The sequence below is a fragment of the Rhizobium sp. NXC24 genome (assembly GCF_002944315.1).
Taxonomy (GTDB): domain Bacteria; phylum Pseudomonadota; class Alphaproteobacteria; order Rhizobiales; family Rhizobiaceae; genus Rhizobium.
Map to the genome: position 1 here is coordinate 1,304,088 of NZ_CP024314.1, position 20,144 is coordinate 1,324,231.

Below are 20,144 nucleotides of genomic sequence, written 5' to 3' on the forward strand. Positions count from 1 at the left end.
ATATGCCTTTACTTCGAATGGCAAGAGGAACCCTTCGCCATCCTGAAATGAAAATGCGGAGCCTTTCGGCTCCGCACCCAACATCGTCAGCGCAGAATGAGTTCAGAGCACGAATTCGTGGGCGACCGTGACATGGTGATGAATACGCCCTTCAAAGAACCGGGACAGGACGGCTTCGGTCGCCGCGCGGGCTTCCGCACGAACAGGGCTCGCAAGCGCTGCTTCCACCGTAGCCAAGTCCGGATAGTTGACCGCGAGAATCATCGGGTATTCCGGTGCACCTTCGTCTCGTGCTTCGGCGAAGGTCACCCGCACATCGAGAGCACCGGGAAATTGCTTCCATTTCGGCAGGATGGTCTCCATCACCGCGTCGCGAAATGCGGCCGCCTCGCCGTCCTTAACCTTGCCTTCGAATAATGCGTATCGGGTAATCATTCGGCGATCTCCTTGTTCGGCCCCTTGAAAAATTCCATCAATGCGGCCTGGTCCTCGCCGCCGAGGCCGGCTGCCGTCAGCATGCGGTGCACTTCGGCGCAGACGGCCGTCAGCGGCATGGCGGTGTTGGTGCGCCGGGCGAGATCCTGTGCACCGTTCAGATCCTTGACCATGTTGTCGATGCGGCCTGTGCGGCGGTAGTCTTTGGCGACGTAACGCGGCATGTATTCCTGGAGAATGGCGCTGTCGGCTCGTCCCCCTTTCAGCGCCTGCGGGATCTTGGCAGCATCAACGCCGGCATCGAGCGCCAGTTGGGTTGCTTCCGCGACAGCGAGAAAGTTCAGGGCGCAGAGCACCTGATTGATCAGTTTCGTGGTCTGGCCGGCGCCGGGCGGGCCCATATGGGTATAGTTCGAGGCAACGTGCCGAAGCACCACATGCGCATCCTTGACGTCCTCATCCCGGCCGCCGGCCATCAGCGTCAATTGGCCGATCAGAGCCTTTGGCGCACCACCGGAGAGCGGGCTATCCACCCATCGCAGTCCCTTTTCTTGCGCGTCCGCGGCCAGCGCCTTGGTCGCGTCGGGATCGATGGAGGACATGTCGATGATCAGCGTTCCGGGCTTGGCGCCCTCGGCAACGCCGCCGGGGCCGAAGACCGCGGCATGCACGATCCGCGGCGAGTTCAAGCTGAGAATGACGTAATCCGATACCGAAGCCGCTGTGGCAGCGCTCACCGCGGCACTGGCTCCCTTGGCAGTGAGTGCGGCAACCTTTTCCATGTCGAGATCGAAGACCGTCAGATGATTTCCCGTCTCCACAAGGCGCGCGCCGATGGCTCCGCCCATCGCGCCTGCGCCGATCAGCGCAATTTTGCTACTCATAGCTCTTCCTCCTCCAACGCGGCGATAATAGCCGCTATGACCGCATCAAACGGTTGATCGATATCGACGGTGATTGCCTGCTCAGCCGGTCCAGGCGGCTCAAGTGAAGCGAACTGGCTTTCAAGCAAAGCGGCCGGCATAAAATGCCCCTGCCGCGTTTGCAGGCGAGCGGCAATCACTTCCTTTTTTCCTGCAAGATGAATGAAGCGCACACGCCCTTCGACCGCCGCACGGATCTTGTCGCGATAAGTCTGCTTCAGTGCTGAACAGCCAATCAGCACCGTTTCCTCCGCTTGCGCAAGACAGTCCCCGACACTGTTCAGCCAAGGCCATCGATCAGCATCGGTGAGCGGCACACCCGCGCTCATCTTGGCGACGTTGGCCGCAGGATGAAGGTCGTCGCCATCGATGTAGATGCCCGACAGACGATAGGCGAGCGCTGCACCAACAGACGATTTGCCGCAACCGGAAACCCCCATGATGACGAACCGTCGCGGCCGCACGGCCTCAGAGTGACGCTGTGATACCGCCGTCGACATAAAGCACATGCCCGTTGACAAAAGAGGATGCTTCGGAGGCAAGGAAGATACAGGCGCCGACCAGTTCTTCGACCCGTCCCCAGCGCCCGGCCGGCGTGCGCTTCTGAAGCCATGCCGAGAAATCGGCATCGGCGACCAGCGCCGCATTTAATGGCGTGTCGAAGTAGCCAGGCGCGATGGCATTGCATTGCAGTCCGTATTTCGCCCAATCCGTCGCCATGCCCTTGGTGAGATTGCCGACTGCGCCTTTGGTTGCCGTATAGGGTGCGATCGAGGGCCGCGCCAGCGCAGTCTGGACGCTGGCAATATTGATGATCTTGCCGGCGCCACGCTTGATCATGTGGCGTGCGACAGCCTGACCGACGTTGAAAACGCTCGATATATTGGTTCGAAGAAGCCGTTCGAATGCATCTGCGGGAAAATCTTCGAGCGGCGTGCGGTACTGCATGCCTGCATTGTTGACCAATATGTCGATGGCGCCGGTTTTGGCTTCGAAATCATCGATGGCATGCCGCGCAGCTTCGTGATCCGTCGCGTCGAATGGCAGGATGTGGACTGTGCCGTCAAACAGAGCCGCGGCTTTCGTCAGCTTTTCCACGTCGCGGCCATTGAGCACCAGCTCGGCCCCCGCGGCCGCCAGTCCTTGGGCAAGAGCCAGGCCGATGCCTTGCGACGAACCCGTCACAAGCGCGCGCCGCCCTTTTAGATCGAAGAGGTCAAGAGACACGATTTTCTCCTTTTTTCATCTCGACAAATGCCGGTATGCTTGTTTATGTTATCGATAACATCCGGTGTCAAGGCCAGTATCAAGGGAGGAATCGAAAAGATGGAAAAGCCCACTATCCTGCAGGTAGGCCCCTATCCGCAATGGGATCAGGAACCCCTCGACGCGGCGTTTCGTGTCCACCGCTATTTCGAGGCCGAGGACAAAGCTGCGCTTCTGACGGAGGTCGGGCCATCGGTTAGGGCAATTGCCACGCGCGGCGAACTCGGGGTCAACAGGGCCATGATCGAAGCCTGCCCCAACCTTGAAGTGATTTCGGTCTATGGCGTCGGCTTCGATGCGGTCGATCTTGGGGCCTGCCGGGAGCGAGGCATTCGCGTGACGAATACTCCCGACGTTTTAACCAACGATGTTGCCGATTTAGGTGTCGCCATGATGCTCTGCCAATCGCGCGGCATGCTCGGCGCCGAGACATGGGTGCGAGACGGAAGCTGGGTCGGCAAGGGTCTTTATCCCTTGAAGCGGCGGGTGTGGGGACGGCGGGCCGGAGTTCTGGGCCTTGGCCGGATCGGCTTCGAGGTCGCCAAGAGGCTGAAGGGCTTCGACATGCAGATCGCCTACTCCGACGTCGAAGCGAAACCTTACGCAAACGACATGGAATTCGTGAGCGATCCAGTTAAACTTGCAGAGCAATCTGATTTTCTTTTCGTGACGCTGGCAGCCTCTGCCGCGACGCGCCACATCGTCGGACGCAATGTGATCGAAGCGCTCGGTCCGGAAGGCATGCTGATCAACATATCGCGCGCCTCCAACATCGATGAGGAAGCGTTGCTGAGCGCCCTCGAAACGGGCAAGCTCGGTTCGGCGGCACTCGATGTCTTCGAAGGCGAGCCGAAGCTCAATCCGCGTTTTCTGGCGCTGGACAATGTGCTTCTCCAACCTCACCATGCCTCGGGCACGATCGAGACACGCAAGGCCATGGGCCAGCTTGTCCGCGATAACCTGACCGCTCATTTTGCCGGTCAGCCGCTGCCCACCCCCGTTCTTTGAGGAGAAAGACATGAAGGCAATCGTCGCTCACGCCGCCAAGGATTTGCGGATCGAGGAGTATCCGGACGAAGAGCCGGGTGCGGGTGAGGTCAAGCTGCGGCTCGCCACGGGCGGCATCTGCGGCAGTGACTTGCATTATTACAACCACGGCGGCTTCGGGACCGTACGCCTGAAGCAGCCGATGATCCTGGGACATGAGGTCAGTGCTACGGTCCTGGCGCTTGGCGCCGGTGTTCAGGGGCTCGAAGTTGGCCAACTCGTCGCTGTTTCGCCGTCGCGCCCCTGCCGGACCTGCCGCTATTGCCAGCAAGGCTTGCACAATCAGTGCCTGAACATGCGCTTCTACGGCAGCGCCATGCCTTTCCCGCATATTCAGGGCGCATTCCGCGAAACATTGGTTGCCGATGCCATTCAATGCGTCCCCGCCGACGGCCTCACGGCCGGCGAAGCGGCGATGGCCGAACCGCTGGCCGTCACCCTGCACGCGACGAAGCGCGCCGGCGAAATGCTGGGCAAGCGGGTTCTCGTGACCGGCTGCGGACCGATCGGCGTTTTGTCCATCCTGGCCGCCCGCCGGGCCGGTGCAGCGGAAATCGTTGCAACCGATCTCTCAGACTTCACACTTTCGCTCGCCAAGGAGGCCGGCGCGGACCGGGTCATCAATACGAAGAAAGAACCGGAGGCGCTTAGCGCCTATTCGGCCGACAAGGGAACCTTCGATGTTCTCTATGAATGCTCGGGGGCTGCCGCCGCTCTTACCAGCGGGATTGCGGCGCTCAGACCGCGCGGGATCATCATACAACTGGGTCTCGGAGGCGACATGACCTTGCCGATGCAGACTATCACCGCCAAGGAACTGGATCTGCGCGGCTCTTTCCGCTTCCATGAGGAATTCGCCACGGGCGTTGAATTGGTGCGCAAGCGCCTGATCGATGTCAGGCCGCTCATTACCCATTCCGTGCCGCTTGCGGACGCGATCGGCGCTTTCGAGATCGCTTCTGACCGCAGCCGAGCCATGAAGGCGCAGATCGTCTTTTCCTGAGACACGGCTCGCCAGTCGATCAATGCCTTGATGCAGCATGATAAGAGGTAATGTAAGAGATGTCGTTTTTCGAAATCATCGATCCGGCTTTCGGCCGGTTCGTCCTCGGCAATGCGCCCGTCAAACAAATCGCCAGCGGATTTGATTGGGTTGAGGGGCCTGTCTGGTTCGGCGACCTCAACTGCCTCCTTTTTTCCGACATTCCGAACAATCGCATCATGCGGTGGATCCCGGGTATCGGCACCAGCGTCTTCCGCGAACCATCGAACTTCGCCAACGGCCATACCCGCGATCGGCAAGGCCGTCTTGTAAGCTGCGAGCACGGCAGCCGAAGCGTGACGCGCACGGAATTTGACGGCTCCATCACGGTGATCGCCGAGCGCTATCAGGGCAAGCGGCTGAATTCGCCGAACGACGTCATCGTGGCTTCCGACGGCGCCATCTGGTTTACCGACCCGCATTACGGCATCGCCACGGATTACGAAGGATACAAAAGCGAGCAGGAACTGCCCTGCAACGTCTATCGTGTCGATCCTTCAGGTTCGATCGCAGCCGTGCTCACCGATTTCAATTGCCCGAACGGGCTGGCGTTCAGCCCGGATGAAAAGAGGCTTTACGTTGCAGACACCGGCCGTATGCACACCGACGATCCACGTCGTATTCGCGTCTTTGACGTCGCAGAAAACTGGCGCCTGACCGGCGGCGATGTCTTTCATACAATTTCGCCAGGGTGTGCCGACGGGATGCGGATAGACAGTGACGGCAATCTTTGGTCCTCGGCCGGCGACGGCGTCCATTGCGTTGCGCCGGACGGACATCTCATGGGTAAGCTCCTGGTCCCCGAAACCGTCTCCAATCTCTGCTTTGGCGGACGTGGCAAACACAAGCTCTTCATCACGGCAACCACGAGCGTTTACGCGATTTCGCTCAACAGGCGCGGAGCGCTTTGATTGAGACGCTCATGAGGGCGCAGGTAAAGCGGTCGACGTGGAGGAATAGCAACTCCTCCTGACCATCCTTCTTGATCAGCGGATCGGCTCCCAATCTACATTCCGAGCCTGGTGGCCTGTGGTTTGGCATTTAATTAGGTTCTTCCTCAATTTCGGCGGTTAACAGAGTGTTAGCGTCGCGATCGCGTCCGCTATACTGCAAGCCCTGTCATATTCGGAGTACGACTTCTCAGCGCCACAGAGTAGCTGGCAAGAAGCACAGGCCGAAGCTGCCCTGCACACCGTGGCGCAGTAGAACGTCACCTTGAAATCAGTTGCGTCACCTGTCATATATGAAGCGACAAATGACGCAGAGATGATCCCATGGCCATTGCGGCAGAGAAAGTTATCCCGGAAACGACGACCGGCGAATTGCAGAAGGTAGCGGCGCTGCTCGGCGGTGCGCGCGTGCTTGCGCGCAGCCTGACCAGCCCTCTCGATGCGCATGAACTGCTTTTGCGCGGCCTGCCGGCCTCGGCGCTGGATCACCTTGTCGGCCATCTGGTCATCATCGGCAAAACGGACTCGCTCGAAAAGGCCGTGGGCATGAGTTTGCGCACCTGGCAGCGGCGGAAGGATACGCCCTCCAAGCCGCTCAGCCAGGAACAGAGCGGTCGCGCATGGAAATTCGCGGAGATACTCGCAAAGGCAACGGACATCTTCGGCTCGCAGGCTGAAGCCGAGCAATGGCTCGAGCGCCCGGCGATCGGGCTCGATCAGCGCCGGCCGATCGATCTTCTCGGGACGCCCGCCGGCGTCGAGCTGGTTGAGGATCATCTCGACCGTCTCGAATATGGCGTCTATGCATGACTCCTTTGCCAATTGGGCTCGGCGGGACCGAGCTGGTCGCGTGGCGGCTCGATCAAGCCGTCCACGCGCCGACATGGGATAGCGGCGAAGGCGCCTATCGCGTCGGCGGCCGCTGGAACAGCAAGGGCGTTCGCGCGGTCTACTGTTCGCTCGATCCCGCGACGGCAATCCTCGAGGTCGCGGTCCATAAGGGGTTTCGGGCGCTCGACACGGTGGCGCACACGTTGACGGCGGCTATCATTGCGGATGCCGCCGATGTCCATATCGTCGACCCGGGAAGCGTGCCCAATCCCAATTGGCTCCGCCCGGGCATCCCCGGCGCGGGACAGCAAGCCTTCGGAGACGATCTGCTTCGACGCCACCGATTTGTCGCGATCCCGAGCGCGGTCTCGCCGTATAGCTGGAATCTGATTTTTCTCGCGGGCAGCGCGCCAAGTGCCTATGCCCTGAAGTTCCAGGAAGCCTTTGCTCTCGATACAAGGCTGCATCCACCCATGGCATGAACGAGCCCGGGGATGCATCGCCACCATCGTCATCTGTGAGCTCGACACCCAGAACTTTTGCCCCTGGGCCGGGCGACCATTTCATTTTCGTTTGCATGCCCGCCCATAGCGGCACGTTTGGCACTATGCTGCGGCGGACGGAGGGTGCCTGCACTCATCGCCGGCGGCACTTTTATCAATCCATTGACCAATATCGGGAAGATTGTAGCCTGCAGAGGCGTCGCCCGAAGCTGCTTGGACACTGCTGGCGCAACCACCGCACCAAAATAGCTTTGCCGGTTGGGGTGATCATCGTTCCGCATGTTGAGAACTGGACACCGCGTTAAAAGACGTTGGGCGCCCTTCGCACGAATCTGGATGCGGCAGGTTCGAGCACCAAAGTAGTGCAGCTCCGACAATCAAGCCGAAGCGTGGATCCAAAACTGGCCCGTGCCTCGCTCAGTTCATTCGTCCCAAGCCATTTCGCCCTTGGCGACCTTCGCACCGAGTTCGAGCGAAATCGGTATCGCGTCATTGGGATAGAGCTTCTTCCTCGCCACGATCAGTGCTTTGGCGTCGGAGGCCTTCGCCGCTTCAGCGTCAAAGGCGGCAAGGTAATCTCTGGTATATTTCTCACTTGAAACGTCCGTCGGCCAGGCGGCAATCGCATGACCCGACACGACGATCTCAGGATCTCGGGCGAGGATGCCGTCGAGCGCAGCACGCCAGGCCTTGCGTTCCTCAACCGTCGGCAGATCGGCGACCCAGGGTACATCCCGCCAAGACCGCCACACCGCCGAAGACCGCCTTGAGGGACGGGACTCAGATACGGCCGCGATCCTTTATACCCGGCGCAGTATAGTCTCACTCCGTTAGGTGAAGACTTATGCCCTGCATTGCGAGAGTTTTATAGATGGGCTTCGAGGCTCGACATCATAGGCTGGAGTCCAATCGAAAGAGAGGTGCATATTGCGATGAACGGGTGAAGATCGTTACCTCGCGGTGAGGGCACGAGCTCCCGCTTGATGATGGGAAATTTTGTCAGCTTTTTCCTACACGGTTTTCTCAGTGGACCACGACGCCGCGGATGCTTTCGCCCTTGTGCATCAGCCCAAATAGTGATGGATCTTGTCCTTGCCGATCGAAAAGCGCGAGGTGCCGTCCGGCATCGGGCCTTGCCCTTGCGTGGCGCGGATCGCGGTGCAGAGGTTGGTCTTGCGGCTGAGGCAGGAATAACATTCGCGGCATTCGGGCGTATAAAGCGGAATGACGTGATCGCCCTTCTTGACCGAGGTCACCCCCGGGCCGACATCGACGACGATGCCGGCGCCCTCATGGCCGAGGATCGCCGGGAAGAGGCCCTCCGGATCGGCGCCCGACAGGGTGAAATCGTCGGTATGGCAGATGCCGGTCGCCTTGACCTCGATCAGCACCTCGCCGGCCTTCGGGCCATCGAGCTGAACGGTCATGATTTCCAGCGGTTTACCGGCGGCAACGGCTACGGCGGCGCGTACGTCCATCTTCCCAATCTCCCTGATCGCTGTCCACAACTTCCGGCAGCGCTTTCGCTGCGGCTTGCCGGCGTGAATTTTCGATTTTCACCTTGTGCAAGGCGATCATGTCCATGAGCTCCGGCGAGAACGCATCGTAGGCGGGAATGCCCAGCTCGCTGAGGCGACTGCGGATGCTATTGGTCGACGAAGGAGACGTTCCGCCTTCCACTAAGGACGACACGAAAGCGGCGAATTCCACGGCCGGCTGTTCGCCATTCGCGGCAAGCTCCGGGTGCACAAAGTCGAGGCCATAGAAATGGTGATCCCTGTCGCTCACGCTGCCCACCATATAAGTGCCACAAATCTTGCAGCGGTAGCGCTCTATCTTCTGACTAGCATCCACGCACTCGAGTTTCGAAGCATTGGCCTTCTCCCTCACCGAACCGGCTGGGGCAATCGCGATCTGGGCGAATGAAGCGCCCTTTGGCTTCCAGCATTTGAAGCAGCCACAGAGATGATTGTGACTGATGGGTTCGGAGAGTTCCAATTCTACCGGATGGTCCGCACAGTGGCAGTGCAGCACCGACCCTGCAAGCCGTCCCGTCGCTTGAGCCCCCACGGCGGGATGCAGAGTGACGGCGGTGTCGCGCAGGCTTTCAACCCGCGCCTTTAGTGCCGAATTGAGCTTTTCCTAGGCACGCTTCAGGTTGACGCTGATGCTTGACCAGCGTTCCTCCGCAATTGTGCCGCTGAAGCTCTCACCGTGAACCACTTGGGTGCGGCCGTTTTCCAACGGTTGAAGGAAGAAATAGTGTTCAGCGTAGAAAGCTTTCGGATCCGGCGCCCGGCTCAGCCACCTGAATTCACGAGCCCCGACGATACGGACGATCGTCGGGGCGATCGGAATGTCTGGCACTGGCTCACTCTAGCGCAAGATGCCCTTGACCGGCTCGCCGACGGTGGTGCGGCCTTTCAGTTCGGGCAGGATCTCGTTCCATTCAGGATAGCGCTGCAAATCGTCAAGAACGCTTCAAACGAGCTGTGGCGGCGCATCGATGGTAATTTCGGTTTCCAGGACAAGCATCGAAATCTTCCAAAAAAAAGGAACGCTATAGGCCGTCGGCCAGCTAGGGTTGAATGCCGACGGCCATCGAGCGCCGGGTTTGATCGTTAGATGAGTTCAGTCGGCACCCGGACGCCGCGCCGGGCTCCCTCTTCCGCAAGGCGCTTGGCTGTGCCGGCTGCAACTGGAATGCCTTCCGCAAGGTACTTTTTCGCCATCGTGAACCCGCGCTCGCCGGGGAGGAACACGTCCTGGACGCCGGACGCCGGCGACAGAGCCTTGATCGCCTTCGCCAATCCTGCAACATCCTCTTCGACCGGACTAGAGAGGCCAAACGCCCGTGGATTGATGGCAAGCGCCAATCCGTTGAAGCCGTTATCTTTCTTCTCATTAAGTGCGGGCGCGATCAGTGCGTTGCCGCCTAGCAGGCTTACCATTACCTCGATCATCAGCGAGAGGCCGGAGCCTTTGGGTCCTGCCATCGGCAAGACGGCCTTGACTTTAGCGGGATCGGTGGTCGGAACTCCGTCCGCATCGACACCCCAGTCTGCAGGAATGGGCTTGCCGGCATCCCTGGCGGCCATGACCTTGCCTAGAGCGACGGCCGCGGTCGACATGTCGAAAAGAAGAGGATCGGACTTGGTTCCGGTGGGGGCTCCGATCGCAATCGGATTGGTCGACACCCCCTCGCCCCGTGTTCCGTGATAGACCATCAGTGGTTTGGACGCCGACATGATGATAGCGATCATACCGGCTCTGGCGATCCTCTCGGCAAAATAACCGATTGCCCCCGAATGGCTGGTACGCGTGATCTCGCAAAGCCCGATACCGAACTTGCCTGCAAGCTCCACTGCCTTGTCCGACGCCATCGACATGCCAGCTGCACCTGGGACCAGATCTCCGTCGATACGGGCGATTGCTCCGAATTCGCGCGTTACGCTCGGCTTGGCATCGCCCTTGACGATGCCGAGTTTGACCATCTCGAGGTAGCGTGGAATGCGGAGTACGCCATGGGAATCGGCGCCGCGTAGGTTCGCCCAGATAAGAAGCTCCGCGGATTGTCTGGCATAAGCCGGGCTAAAGCCGCCGGCCTCCAGGAGAGCCGCAGAAAAATCCTCCAGCACCGCGCGTGAAATCACTTTCTTCAGCGGAATCTCAGTCATGCCGTCACGCCCAGCGGTGACGGGAAGAATTTGTCGAGCCAGCCCTTCATCATCATCTTGGTGCGTGGCGCGTCGTTCGGCGCGAGCGGGAAATGGGCGGTCGTGTCGATCAGCATCAGTTCGGTTGGCTGACCAGCCCTTTCGAACATGCGGACAGATTCGATGGTCGGGGTGATGGTGTCATTGGCGGTGTGAAAGAGCAGAAGCGGCCGCGGCGCGATATTGGCGACCACGTCGTCGGCGCGGAAATTGTACATGGACCAGGCGGTTTCCACCGGGATCTCCATGATCGCCTTGGGCGACAGGTTCTTGCGCAGATGTTCGGGAATCGGCACGGCGTCGAAACGCGACATCCACAGGCTTTCGCCGGTTTCCTGCTTGTGCTTGCGGCCTTTTTCGAGAATGCCGACGAATTTCTCCCAGGATTCCGGCGTCGGATGCTGGCCGCGGAACTTCCGCTCGCCATTGCCCCAGCCGCAGGAGGACAGGCAGCAGGCGAAGCGGTCGTCGACACCGGCGGTGTAGACGGAGACGGCCGCGCCAAAGCTGTGGCCGGTGATGCCGATGCGCTTTGGATCGACTTCCTCGCGCCCGGTAAGGAAGGTCAATGCATTCTTGGCGTCTGCCACCTGGTCGAAACAGCGGACCTGGGCGCGTTCGCCCTCGCTTTCGCCGCAGCTTCGGAAATCGAACCGGAGGGCGACATAGCCGAAGGATTCCATCATTTCGGCCTGGATCTGGGCATGGCTTTCGTCCTTCGAGCCGACGAAGCCGTGGCAGACGATGAAGGCCGGCAGTTTCTGACCGGGCTTGCGGTTATCGGGAATATGGAGAACGGCCGAAAGTTTCAGTCCATCGGACATGAAGGAAAGCTTTTCCTGCATTTTCAATTTCCTCGATTGGATCAGCCGAGCGTGGCGAAGGGGTGGAAATATTCGCGCCATTCGGCCGGCGCCGGCGTGCCCCAGACATTCATGTCGCGGACATTGCCGGGGCGATCGAGATTGGTGATCACGTTGGGCGTGAAATCGGCGTCGTCGGCGATATGAGCCATTACACCGGAGCACTCGATCATCATTCCGCTGGCATCGGTGTAATAGGCATAGGTGTTGTCGCCGGGGCGGTGGCGGCCGGGACCCCACATCAGCTGCCGGTCGAATCGATCGAGGATATCGCCGAGCCGGAGATATTGGTTGAACTCCAGGAATTCGAAGGAGACGTGGTGCAGGCCGGCGGCGGCGCCCTTGACGAGGCCCAGCACATGATGCTGGCGGTTGCCGCCATACATCCAGCTCAGTGCGTCATTGACCATGCGTTCCGAAAGCCGCAGGCCGCCGATGGCCTCGAGTTGGGCGCGGGTGGCGGCCGGGTTCGGCGTGATCAGATTGATGTGGTCGATCCGGTTGGCGCCGACGCCCGTGGTCGGATAGCGGCGGCCATAAGTGATGTTGCGGATTGGCGAGTGAATTTCGAACCGGAGCCCTTCTGGGGTGGCAAAGGTCACGCCCGCAGCGATGCAATCGAGGCTCGGCTCACGCGACAGGATGCGGCAGCCGGCCCCTTCGATACGGGACGCGGCTTCTTCGACCAGGTCCGGCGTCAGCGCTTCAAGCCCAATCGTATGCGCGGAATTCTCATCGGCATGGAACAGAACAAGTTCTGCCGCCCGTCCATTGGAACTCAGCCAGGTCTGGCGGTCATCCTTATGTGGGACCTGCAGGCCGAGGATTTCTGTGGCATCGCGGATGACGGCCTGTGGATCGGTGACATTGACCTTCATGTGCCCGACGGCGTGCACGATGTGCATTTTTTATTCCTCCCTTGGAATTCAAGGCAAATCCTGTGTCGACTGTGGCTTTAATACGCCAGACATCGGAGCTTCGCAAGATATTTCGAAAAATTACAAAATATCGAAATTTTAAGCGGGGCCTGAATCCGTCGTGACGGTGTTGCTCAACGTACCAATGCCACTGATCTCGACCTCCACCGTATCGCCATCTGCAAGGAAGACCGGCGGCATGCGAGTCGAGCCGAAGCCGTTGGGCGTGCCCGTAACGATCACGTCACCGGGCTCCAGCAGCGTGAACTGACTGAAATAGGAAATAAGCCAAGGGATCGGAAAGATGAGCCTGCTGGTATCATTGCTCTGGCGGAGCTCGCCGTTCACCCGCGTGTGGAGCGAAAGCCCCGTCGGAACCGATATTTCGTCCGCAGACACCATCCAGGGGCCGAAACCTGCGGTGCGGAAGAAATTCTTGCCCGGCGTGAATTGCGTTGAATGTTTCTGCCAGTCGCGCACGCTGCCGTCATTGAAGCAGCTGTAACCAGCCACGTGGGTAAGCGCGTCGGCCTCAGCGATGCGACGACCGGCCTTCCCAATGATAACCGCAAGCTCGCCTTCATAGTCGAACTTGTCCGAGAGATCCGGCTTCAGCAAAGGTTCGCCGTGACCTGTCTGCGAAGAGGCGAACCGCGAGAAGGTCAGCGGATAGTCCGGCCTCTGCCCGACCTCACTTTCACGATCCCAATAATTGGTCGCTACGCAGAGTATCTTCGAGGGATTCGGAATAACCGGCAGGTAGCGGATGTCGGCGAGCGGATAGTCCGGCGTGAGATCGACCTCCTTACCGAGCGCCGCGAAACTGGCCTCGATGTAGCTTGTAAGATCGGGCAGTCCGGTGCGTTTTTTGAGATCGCTCACTGCATTTCCAACGACGCAGCCGAAGCTGGCCTCTCCCTTATACGAGAAACTCAAATATCGCACTGCGCATCTCCCCATATTTTCGAAAATCAGAGGATTATCGTAAACACGGGCAGTATTCGGATCGCAACCCAGGCAAGGCGCTCGCAATGCGAAAATTTCAGAGATGTTGATTTTTTTCGAAATTTTTCATATCTCATGAACGTGGATCCCTGCACATGGGACATGCGCAAGAATTGAGCGGGAGAGCCTATTGGAAGATCAAAAAACAGGTAGCGAGACACGGGCCGGCGATGTGCTGCAACGCATGCGGTTGGACATCATCAACTGCGTATTGAAGCCGGGAGAGAAGCTTCGGTTTGAGGCCCTGCGCACCATGTACGCAGTCAGCTTTTCGACCCTGCGGGAGGCGCTTTCGCGCCTTGCTGCGGAAAATCTGGTGATTGCCGAAGGACAGCGTGGCTTTGTGGTTGCACCGGTTTCGATCGCCGACCTCAATGATCTGACGAATGTCCGCGTTCTGATCGAGCGCGAAGCACTTGTGAAATCGATCCGCAACGGCGACGACCGTTGGGAAGGCAATATCCTCGCCACCTATCATCGCATGGACAAGCTGCAGCAGCGTCTCGGAAGGGAATACTACCTTTCCGAGGAATGGAGTTCCGTGCACGGGGAGTTCCATGCTTCGCTCGTTTCAGCCTGCGAATCTCCAGTGCTACTTGAAATCAGGAGCAAGCTCTTCGAGCGGGCGCATCGCTACCGGCGCATGTCGTCGCAGTTCCGGCCCTACTGGCGCGAGAAAACCGCCGAGCACAAGATGATCGTCGACGCCACGCTGGCGCGCGACCAAGAAAAGGCGCTGAGCCTGATCGACCAGCATATCCGTGAAACAAGCGAAAATGTCATCGAGCACGCCGGGCATTTGTTCCCGGATCTGAAACGCGGGACGCCGAAGAAGAGGAAGTCGCTGTCTGCCGCTGAGTGAGGCGGCGTGCGGCCTTCGTCTTGCTTGCTGCCGCAACGTGGCGGTCGAGCTGCCAGCCGGCTCCTCGCGTTCGCCTTCCCATTAAGAGAGCCGGATCATGTATTGGCGAAATCAACGCAGAATGTCTGGCATTCTCTATGATTTACGAAATAGGTTGAATTTTCGAAATTTTCGGATTACGACTGTTTTCAGGCGGAGGAGCGCCCCGACCCCGTGAAAGGGTCATCGAGATCTGTACCTGAGGAGGAATCCATGACCATCGCCCAGACCATGACCGCTGCCCGCATGCACACCGTTGGCGGCAAAATGGAGATCGAGAAACTGCCGATGCCGGCGCCGGGCGACATGGATGTCCTCGTGCGTGTGAAGGCCTGCGGAATCGTTCCGAATTTGCACAATATTCTTGCTAACTGGCCGACCTGGTTCCCCCACATGCCGCAGCCGCCGCTTCCCGCCGTCTTCGGCCTAGACCCGGCAGGCGAAATCGCCGAGGTCGGCAAGCAGATCCACGGTCTCAAGGTCGGCGATCGAGTCTACGTCAATCCGGGTCGCAGCTGCGGTTCCTGTCGCCATTGCCGCCGCGGCGACTCGATCTCCTGCAAACACTACGCGTTCCAAGGTTATTTCGGCTTCTCGGAATACGCCCTGCAAACCTTTAAGGACTATCCAATCGGCGGTCTTAGCGAATACATGGTCGCCCCGGCTTCCGCGATCGTGAAGATCCCGGACAACATGGACTACGGCCAAGCCGCGCGCCTCGGCTACCTTGGCACTGCCTATTCGGCATTGAAGAAAGTCAACGCCGGGCCGGGCGACACCATTCTGGTCAACGGCGGCACCGGCACGCTCGGCATCGGCGCGGTAATCTTCGGCCTTGCCATGAACGTGAAAAAGCTTCTCATTACCGCCCGTAACAGGAAACTGCTTGAAGAAATCAAGGCCTTGGCATCGGACCGCATCGAAATTTTTTCGATTGAGGACGGCAGCGTCGCTGACTGGGTGATGGCACAGACCGACGGCGAAGGTGTCGACGCGTTCCTCGATTGCAATGGTCCTGGTGCCGGACATGATACATTCCGCCAGGGCCTGCTCAGCCTGCGCCGCGGCGGCGTTGCCGTCGATATTGGCGCGATTGCAGGTCCGGTCGAACTCGACGTCCATCGCCTGATGGATCGCAACCAGCGCCTCTATGGCTCCGCTTGGCTGACCACGGCGGAGGGACAGGAAATGGCGGACATGGTGGAAGCCGGCATCGTTGATCTTTCCGTTCTCGAGACGAAAAGCTTCCCGCTTTCGGACGTTAACAACGCGATTTCCGGTATCGAGCAGCGCCACGGCGGCTTTTCGAATTACATCATTTGCCCCTGAAGTCATTCAGGCCCGCTTGCATTTCCAAGCGGCCGGCCAACTTTCAGCCTCGTTCGTCATTCGGGAGGAAATCATGACGTTCAGACGTGTTGTCACCGCGAAAAACGCATCCGGTAAATCGGTCGTGATCAGCGACGGCGCATCGCCGCGCGAAATGGCACTCAAGCACACGCCGGGCTTTGTTTCGGCCCCCATATGGACGGTCGCCACGCCCCCTGCCCTGCCCTTCGATGGCAACGATCCAATGGCAAGTGACGGCACGCTTCTCCATCCGGCCGCCGGCTCCTCGACGTTTTTCATCATCACCTTTCCACCGGATTCGGTAATGATGTCGCCGAATTTCCGGCCGGAGCTTGCCGGACCGGAGCATGCCGTCGCGGCGCCCGGTATCGCTGAGTATTTCGAGATGGACAATCCCGGCATGCATACGACGCCAACACTCGACTATGGCGTTGTCATCAGCGGCACGATAACCCTCGAGCTGGACGACGGCATCGCCGTCGAGCTGAAGTCGGGTGATAGCTTCGTCCAGCACGGCGCTCGCCATGCCTGGCGCAATCCGACCAGCCAACCGGCAACGATCGCCGTCGTGCTTGTCGGCGCCAAGTAGAATCCTGTTACCCAAGACAGCGGAAGGCGCCGGCAATCCTTGGCGCCTTTTCGTTTTTCAGGGACGCGCCGTCTGCTCGGGTGCCTGCGACCTTGCCACATCGGCCAGAAGCTGGCGGGCCCAGCGATGGAGGCCCGAGCGATGCGTCCGCTCCGTCCAATACATATCGATCTCGATCGGAATCTGGATTGGGAAGCGGCGCACCGTGAGCCTCCCGGCATAGGTGGTCGCTAGTCGGTTCGGAATGGTGGCTATGAGATCGGTGCCGGTTATCATCAATTCAAGACTGTCATGGCTTGGAAGCGTGAGTTGCGGTTTCAGCAGGATGTCGCGTTCGCGCAGGGCGCTGAAGTAGAGCGCCTGCCATTGGCCGTTATGGGTGACGGCGACATGCGTAGCTCTCTGAAAGCGCTCCAGCGTCATCTCTCCCTTCGCAAGGGGGTTGCCCGGATCCATGACGCAGGAATAGTGATCCGAAAAGATGTGCCGGCGGAAATAACCCTCCCCCAGGATACGGACGGGGCCGAGCACGATGTCCGCAATGTTCTCCTTCAGCTGCTGCTTGCCGTTGACCGCCGACTCCAGGATGTTGATGACGACGTTCGGCGCCAACCGCCGCATCGCCGCAATGAAACTCGGCATCAGCAGGAAACGCTCATGATGGTTGCACGAAAGGGTCACCCCGCCCTCGGCGGTCGTCGGATCAAACTCTACCGGCACTGCGATCGCCAGCATGCGGTTGACAACCTCGCGTGCATGGCTGACGAGGTCGCGGCACTTGTCCGTCTCCGCGATGCTGTTGCCTTGACGAACGAACAGCGGGTCGCCGAAGGCGCGCCTCAACCGGTCGATCGTATAGCTCACCGTCGATTGGCTGACATCCATCTGTACGGCTGCGGCCGAGAATGAGCCAGTATCGTGCACCGTCACCAGTAATTGCATCGACCTAAGGTCGATCTGCGCCAAATCTTCCGGGATCATGACACTCCCCCACGTCATCTAATTCTTCGATGACTTCTATCGTATCCATCCAATTGGCAGAATGGAAGCCATCGCCTAACCTGCCTGGTATCAAATTGCTTGGGAGGGCAAGATGGGAGGAGAAGCAATGCTTACCGAAGAGACAACGGTAACCCCGCCGGTCATTTCCGACGTCACTTTGGCTGAACTTCTGGCCGATCCTTATCCCACATTCAAGCGCGCCCGCGACATGGCTGCAGTGGTCCGCATCGAGGCGGCGAACATCCTCGTTGCCACGCGCTATGAGGATATCATGGCGATGGAACGCGATCCGGAACTTTTTTCGTCAGAAAACCCGCAGTCTCTGGTCAACAAGGTCATGGGCCACACCATGATGCGCAAGGACGGCGAGGCCCATGCCCGTGAACGCAAGGCGGTGGAGCCGGCTTTGCGCCCCGGCGCAGTTAAATCCTGCTGGGCCCCGAAGCTCGAAACCATATTCGACGAGATTGTATCTAGTTTCGAAAATGACGGCGAGGCTGATCTTTTCAATACCCTGGCCGCGCCCATGGCCGGACGCGCACTTGCCGAGGTGCTGGGCTTTCTCGATGTCGACTGGCAGACGATGGCGCTCTGGTCGCAGTCGCTGATCGACGGCGCCGGCAACTATTCCGGCGATCCGGAGATCGCCCGTAAGGCGGCGGAGGCGGCGAAAGGCGTGGAGGATGCAATCGAACGCTCTCTTCCCTATCATCGCGACAATCCCAACACCTCCGTCCTGTCGTCGATGATCCATGCGGACGACCCGCACACGATCGAGCAGATCTACGCCAACATCAAGGTTGCTGTCGGCGGTGGTCTCAACGAGCCACGCGATTCCATACTCACAATGGTGCTAGGCCTGCTCAAAAACCCTGACCAGCTTGAGAGGTTCAAAGCCGATCCGAATCTTTGGCCGACTGCGTTCGAGGAATCGGTCCGCTGGATTTCTCCGATCGGCATGTATCCACGCCGGGTCACGCGGGACGTCGTCTTTTCAGGCGTCGAATTACGCGCGGGCGATCAGGTGGGCCTCTGTGTTGGGGCAGCCAACCGCGACGATAGCCGTTTCGTCGATCCGGATCGTTTCGACGTTTTTCGCGAGAAGAAATCCCACCTTGCCTTCGGTGCAGGCGCGCATTTCTGCGCCGGCACCTGGGTCGCCCGCCATATGGTCGGCCGCCTCGTCGTGCCGCGGTTGTTCGATCGTCTGAAGAATCTACGCCTGAAAGACCCCGAAGCAGTGCTCATTCAAGGATGGGTCTTCCGCGGACCGGTTACCTTGCCGGTCGTCTGGGACGCGTGAAGCGAAAATCGTCGGAGGAGAACAAAAATGACCGAGATCACATTCATTCTTCCTAACGGGGGGGAAAAAGCCTGCTCGGCCAGCGAGGGCCTCAGTCTCATGGAGTTAGCTCTGCAGAATTCGGTGCCGGGCATCGTTGCCGAATGCAATGGCGCGGCCGCCTGCGGCACCTGCCACGTGATCGTGGACAATACCCTGATCGATATCCTCGATCCGATCAGCGAGCATGAAAACGACATGCTTGACTTCACGACCGCGCCGCGGGAGCCCGGCAGCCGGCTGAGTTGCCAGATACGGGTTGACGGGCGTCTCAATGGCGCGGTCGTTCGCATCGCATCGGAGATGTAAATCATGGCGGCGCGGGTAATGATAGTGGGTGCGGGACAAGCGGGTTTCGCTGCCGGCGCAAAACTGCGTCAGCTCGGGTTCGAGGGCTCGATCACGATGTTTGGCAACGAGGGCGTCATGCCTTATCAACGCCCGCCACTCAGTAAGGCTTATCTGCTTGGAAAGCTTGAGGCCGATCGTCTTTCGTTTCGCAACGAAACTTTTTTTGCCGAGCAGGACATCAAGGTGCTGAACAACGAACCGGTTCTGAAAATCGATCGCATCGACCGGCAGGTCGTCACAACCAATGACCGCTTCCCCTATGACAACGTCATTCTGGCGACCGGCGCCGATCCTATCCGATTGCCGGCCCGAATGTGCGAGGGCATCACCAACATCTTCTATTTGCGCAACAAGGCGGATGCCGATCGTCTTGGCGCGATCATGAAGCCGGACACCCGGCTGTTGGTGGTCGGCGGCGGCTATATCGGCCTTGAAGTAGCTGCTGCCGCGCGGCAGGCCGGCGCCGAGGTCACGCTGGTGGAAATGTCCCCACGCATCCTGAACCGGGTCGCCGCCGAACCTACGGCGGATTATTTCAGAACGCTTCACATCTCGAAGGGCGTCGATATTCGCGAGGGTGTCGGCCTTCGTGACTTGAAGCCGGAAGGCGCAGCGATCAAGGCAGTTCTTGACGATGATTCCTCAGTCATCGTCGATGCGGTGGTCGCCGGTATCGGTGTGCGTCCGAACACGGAACTTGCCGAAGCGGCAGGGCTGAAGACTGACGGCGGGATCGTCGTCGATAAATTCGGCTGCGCGACCGATCCACACATTTGGGCGGCCGGAGACTGCGCCTCCTTCATTCACAACGGCGAAATGATCCGTATCGAATCCGTCCCGCACGCGATCGATCAGGCGGAGCATGTGGCACGCAATATTCTTGGTGAAGCAACACCCTATTGCCCGCGCCCCTGGTTCTGGTCTGATCAATACCAGACGAAACTGCAGATCGCGGGTTTCAACCGCGGTTATGAGCGCGCGGAGACCCTAGCGAGTGCCAACGAAGGCGGCCTCAAGGTTTCCTACTTCAAGGAAAATACGCTGATTGCCGTTGACTGCATTAACGATGCGCGCGGTTTCATGATGGCAAAGCGCGAACTGGGTCTTTGAT

At 59.4% G+C, this 20,144-nt stretch carries 23 protein-coding genes and 1 pseudogene; 11 read left to right on the forward strand and 13 right to left on the reverse strand.

Features of this window, described 5'->3' with window-relative positions; translation table 11 throughout:
• Nucleotides 1-102 precede the first annotated feature (102 nt).
• Genes NXC24_RS30135 through NXC24_RS30150 form a run of 4 tightly spaced genes read right to left on the reverse strand, consistent with a single transcriptional unit; the run spans nt 103 to nt 2,585 of the window.
• Nucleotides 103-435: a hypothetical protein gene (locus tag NXC24_RS30135; protein WP_104827008.1), complete on the reverse strand. Its 333-nt coding sequence runs from the start codon at nt 433-435 to the stop codon at nt 103-105.
• The gene (locus NXC24_RS30140) at nt 432-1,319 is read right to left on the reverse strand and encodes an NAD(P)-dependent oxidoreductase (protein ID WP_104827009.1); all 888 of its coding nucleotides are present in this window, start codon (nt 1,317-1,319) and stop codon (nt 432-434) included. The genes NXC24_RS30135 and NXC24_RS30140 overlap by 4 nt, the downstream gene beginning before the upstream one ends.
• Nucleotides 1,316-1,858 carry a gluconokinase gene (locus NXC24_RS30145; RefSeq protein ID WP_104827010.1) on the reverse strand — a complete coding sequence of 181 codons (543 nt, stop codon included), beginning with the start codon at nt 1,856-1,858 and terminating at the stop codon, nt 1,316-1,318. Before NXC24_RS30145 ends, NXC24_RS30140 begins: the two co-directional genes overlap by 4 nt.
• Nucleotides 1,827-2,585, reverse strand: coding sequence for an SDR family oxidoreductase (locus tag NXC24_RS30150; RefSeq protein ID WP_104827011.1), 759 nt, complete (start codon nt 2,583-2,585; stop codon nt 1,827-1,829). Before NXC24_RS30150 ends, NXC24_RS30145 begins: the two co-directional genes overlap by 32 nt.
• A 99-nt stretch (nt 2,586-2,684) precedes the next feature.
• Between NXC24_RS30150 and NXC24_RS30155 the strand changes: the two genes are divergently transcribed.
• From NXC24_RS30155 to NXC24_RS30175, 5 genes are all read left to right on the forward strand, one after another.
• Nucleotides 2,685-3,632, forward strand: coding sequence for a 2-hydroxyacid dehydrogenase (locus NXC24_RS30155; protein WP_104827012.1), 948 nt, complete (start codon nt 2,685-2,687; stop codon nt 3,630-3,632).
• A 10-nt stretch (nt 3,633-3,642) separates the two neighbouring features.
• The gene (locus NXC24_RS30160; protein ID WP_104827013.1) at nt 3,643-4,674 is read left to right on the forward strand and encodes an L-idonate 5-dehydrogenase; all 1,032 of its coding nucleotides are present in this window, start codon (nt 3,643-3,645) and stop codon (nt 4,672-4,674) included.
• A gap of 59 nt (nt 4,675-4,733) precedes the next feature.
• Nucleotides 4,734-5,624, forward strand: a complete 891-nt coding sequence (locus NXC24_RS30165) for an SMP-30/gluconolactonase/LRE family protein (RefSeq protein ID WP_104827014.1) — start codon at nt 4,734-4,736, stop codon at nt 5,622-5,624.
• Between the two features lie 363 nt (nt 5,625-5,987).
• Nucleotides 5,988-6,473 (forward strand): DUF2384 domain-containing protein, encoded by a 486-nt coding sequence (locus tag NXC24_RS30170; protein WP_104827015.1) that lies wholly within the window; start codon nt 5,988-5,990, stop codon nt 6,471-6,473.
• Nucleotides 6,470-6,976, forward strand: a complete 507-nt coding sequence (locus NXC24_RS30175; protein WP_104827016.1) for an RES domain-containing protein — start codon at nt 6,470-6,472, stop codon at nt 6,974-6,976. The genes NXC24_RS30170 and NXC24_RS30175 overlap by 4 nt, the downstream gene beginning before the upstream one ends.
• 443 nt (nt 6,977-7,419) lie before the next feature.
• Here the strand turns inward: NXC24_RS30175 and NXC24_RS30180 are convergent, their stop codons facing one another.
• The 8 genes and pseudogenes from NXC24_RS30180 to NXC24_RS30215 all read right to left on the reverse strand — a co-directional run bounded on the left by NXC24_RS30180 (nt 7,420) and on the right by NXC24_RS30215 (nt 13,438).
• A complete protein-coding gene (locus tag NXC24_RS30180) occupies nt 7,420-7,749 on the reverse strand; it encodes a hypothetical protein (protein WP_245464076.1) in 330 nt (109 codons plus the stop codon).
• Between the two features lie 315 nt (nt 7,750-8,064).
• A pseudogene (locus tag NXC24_RS30185) lies at nt 8,065-8,475 on the reverse strand (alcohol dehydrogenase catalytic domain-containing protein); the annotation flags it as partial.
• On the reverse strand, nt 8,438-8,995 hold the full coding sequence (locus NXC24_RS30190; RefSeq protein ID WP_245464077.1) for a GFA family protein: 558 nt from the start codon (nt 8,993-8,995) through the stop codon (nt 8,438-8,440). The gene NXC24_RS30190 and the pseudogene NXC24_RS30185, both read right to left, overlap by 38 nt.
• Before the next feature lie 144 nt (nt 8,996-9,139).
• Nucleotides 9,140-9,364: a hypothetical protein gene (locus NXC24_RS30195; RefSeq protein ID WP_104827018.1), complete on the reverse strand. Its 225-nt coding sequence runs from the start codon at nt 9,362-9,364 to the stop codon at nt 9,140-9,142.
• A gap of 254 nt (nt 9,365-9,618) precedes the next feature.
• Nucleotides 9,619-10,674: an Ldh family oxidoreductase gene (locus NXC24_RS30200; protein WP_104827019.1), complete on the reverse strand. Its 1,056-nt coding sequence runs from the start codon at nt 10,672-10,674 to the stop codon at nt 9,619-9,621.
• Nucleotides 10,671-11,558: an alpha/beta fold hydrolase gene (locus tag NXC24_RS30205; protein ID WP_104827020.1), complete on the reverse strand. Its 888-nt coding sequence runs from the start codon at nt 11,556-11,558 to the stop codon at nt 10,671-10,673. The genes NXC24_RS30200 and NXC24_RS30205 overlap by 4 nt, the downstream gene beginning before the upstream one ends.
• Nucleotides 11,559-11,578: 20 nt before the next feature.
• Nucleotides 11,579-12,481 (reverse strand): VOC family protein, encoded by a 903-nt coding sequence (locus tag NXC24_RS30210; protein ID WP_104827021.1) that lies wholly within the window; start codon nt 12,479-12,481, stop codon nt 11,579-11,581.
• 111 nt (nt 12,482-12,592) lie between these two features.
• On the reverse strand, nt 12,593-13,438 hold the full coding sequence (locus NXC24_RS30215) for a fumarylacetoacetate hydrolase family protein (protein WP_199773622.1): 846 nt from the start codon (nt 13,436-13,438) through the stop codon (nt 12,593-12,595).
• A gap of 190 nt (nt 13,439-13,628) precedes the next feature.
• Between NXC24_RS30215 and NXC24_RS30220 the strand changes: the two genes are divergently transcribed.
• The 3 genes from NXC24_RS30220 (at nt 13,629) to NXC24_RS30230 (ending at nt 16,338) form a co-directional block, all read left to right on the forward strand.
• Nucleotides 13,629-14,360 carry an FCD domain-containing protein gene (locus NXC24_RS30220; protein WP_104827023.1) on the forward strand — a complete coding sequence of 244 codons (732 nt, stop codon included), beginning with the start codon at nt 13,629-13,631 and terminating at the stop codon, nt 14,358-14,360.
• 252 nt (nt 14,361-14,612) lie between these two features.
• Nucleotides 14,613-15,728, forward strand: coding sequence for an alcohol dehydrogenase catalytic domain-containing protein (locus tag NXC24_RS30225; protein ID WP_104827024.1), 1,116 nt, complete (start codon nt 14,613-14,615; stop codon nt 15,726-15,728).
• 73 nt (nt 15,729-15,801) lie between these two features.
• Nucleotides 15,802-16,338, forward strand: a complete 537-nt coding sequence (locus tag NXC24_RS30230) for a cupin domain-containing protein (protein ID WP_104827912.1) — start codon at nt 15,802-15,804, stop codon at nt 16,336-16,338.
• 57 nt (nt 16,339-16,395) lie between these two features.
• Here the strand turns inward: NXC24_RS30230 and NXC24_RS30235 are convergent, their stop codons facing one another.
• Nucleotides 16,396-17,319 (reverse strand): LysR family transcriptional regulator, encoded by a 924-nt coding sequence (locus tag NXC24_RS30235; protein WP_199773623.1) that lies wholly within the window; start codon nt 17,317-17,319, stop codon nt 16,396-16,398.
• A gap of 127 nt (nt 17,320-17,446) precedes the next feature.
• On the opposite strand from NXC24_RS30235, the gene NXC24_RS30240 reads away from it, so the two are divergent.
• From NXC24_RS30240 to NXC24_RS30250, 3 genes are read left to right on the forward strand one after another with little or no spacing between them, the layout of a single operon-like run.
• On the forward strand, nt 17,447-18,643 hold the full coding sequence (locus NXC24_RS30240; RefSeq protein ID WP_104827026.1) for a cytochrome P450: 1,197 nt from the start codon (nt 17,447-17,449) through the stop codon (nt 18,641-18,643).
• A gap of 27 nt (nt 18,644-18,670) precedes the next feature.
• On the forward strand, nt 18,671-18,991 hold the full coding sequence (locus NXC24_RS30245) for a 2Fe-2S iron-sulfur cluster-binding protein (protein WP_104827027.1): 321 nt from the start codon (nt 18,671-18,673) through the stop codon (nt 18,989-18,991).
• A 3-nt stretch (nt 18,992-18,994) separates the two neighbouring features.
• A complete protein-coding gene (locus tag NXC24_RS30250) occupies nt 18,995-20,143 on the forward strand; it encodes an FAD-dependent oxidoreductase (RefSeq protein WP_104827028.1) in 1,149 nt (382 codons plus the stop codon).
• The last annotated feature ends 1 nt before the right edge of the window (nt 20,144 follow it).

What these genes read in the sequence shown, in the direction of transcription:
- NXC24_RS30200 (WP_104827019.1), bottom strand. Translation starts at nt 10,674, where the DNA reads ATGACTGAGATTCCGCTGAAGAAAGTGATTTCACGCGCGGTGCTGGAG.
- NXC24_RS30245 (WP_104827027.1), top strand. Translation starts at nt 18,671, where the DNA reads ATGACCGAGATCACATTCATTCTTCCTAACGGGGGGGAAAAAGCCTGC.
- NXC24_RS30140 (WP_104827009.1), bottom strand. Translation starts at nt 1,319, where the DNA reads ATGAGTAGCAAAATTGCGCTGATCGGCGCAGGCGCGATGGGCGGAGCC.
- NXC24_RS30225 (WP_104827024.1), top strand. Translation starts at nt 14,613, where the DNA reads ATGACCATCGCCCAGACCATGACCGCTGCCCGCATGCACACCGTTGGC.
- NXC24_RS30250 (WP_104827028.1), top strand. Translation starts at nt 18,995, where the DNA reads ATGGCGGCGCGGGTAATGATAGTGGGTGCGGGACAAGCGGGTTTCGCT.
- NXC24_RS30155 (WP_104827012.1), top strand. Translation starts at nt 2,685, where the DNA reads ATGGAAAAGCCCACTATCCTGCAGGTAGGCCCCTATCCGCAATGGGAT.
- NXC24_RS30165 (WP_104827014.1), top strand. Translation starts at nt 4,734, where the DNA reads ATGTCGTTTTTCGAAATCATCGATCCGGCTTTCGGCCGGTTCGTCCTC.
- NXC24_RS30210 (WP_104827021.1), bottom strand. Translation starts at nt 12,481, where the DNA reads ATGCACATCGTGCACGCCGTCGGGCACATGAAGGTCAATGTCACCGAT.
- NXC24_RS30160 (WP_104827013.1), top strand. Translation starts at nt 3,643, where the DNA reads ATGAAGGCAATCGTCGCTCACGCCGCCAAGGATTTGCGGATCGAGGAG.
- NXC24_RS30235 (WP_199773623.1), bottom strand. Translation starts at nt 17,319, where the DNA reads ATGATCCCGGAAGATTTGGCGCAGATCGACCTTAGGTCGATGCAATTA.
- NXC24_RS30145 (WP_104827010.1), bottom strand. Translation starts at nt 1,858, where the DNA reads ATGTCGACGGCGGTATCACAGCGTCACTCTGAGGCCGTGCGGCCGCGA.
- NXC24_RS30205 (WP_104827020.1), bottom strand. Translation starts at nt 11,558, where the DNA reads ATGCAGGAAAAGCTTTCCTTCATGTCCGATGGACTGAAACTTTCGGCC.
- NXC24_RS30175 (WP_104827016.1), top strand. Translation starts at nt 6,470, where the DNA reads ATGACTCCTTTGCCAATTGGGCTCGGCGGGACCGAGCTGGTCGCGTGG.
- NXC24_RS30230 (WP_104827912.1), top strand. Translation starts at nt 15,802, where the DNA reads ATGACGTTCAGACGTGTTGTCACCGCGAAAAACGCATCCGGTAAATCG.
- NXC24_RS30240 (WP_104827026.1), top strand. Translation starts at nt 17,447, where the DNA reads ATGCTTACCGAAGAGACAACGGTAACCCCGCCGGTCATTTCCGACGTC.
- NXC24_RS30170 (WP_104827015.1), top strand. Translation starts at nt 5,988, where the DNA reads ATGGCCATTGCGGCAGAGAAAGTTATCCCGGAAACGACGACCGGCGAA.
- NXC24_RS30135 (WP_104827008.1), bottom strand. Translation starts at nt 435, where the DNA reads ATGATTACCCGATACGCATTATTCGAAGGCAAGGTTAAGGACGGCGAG.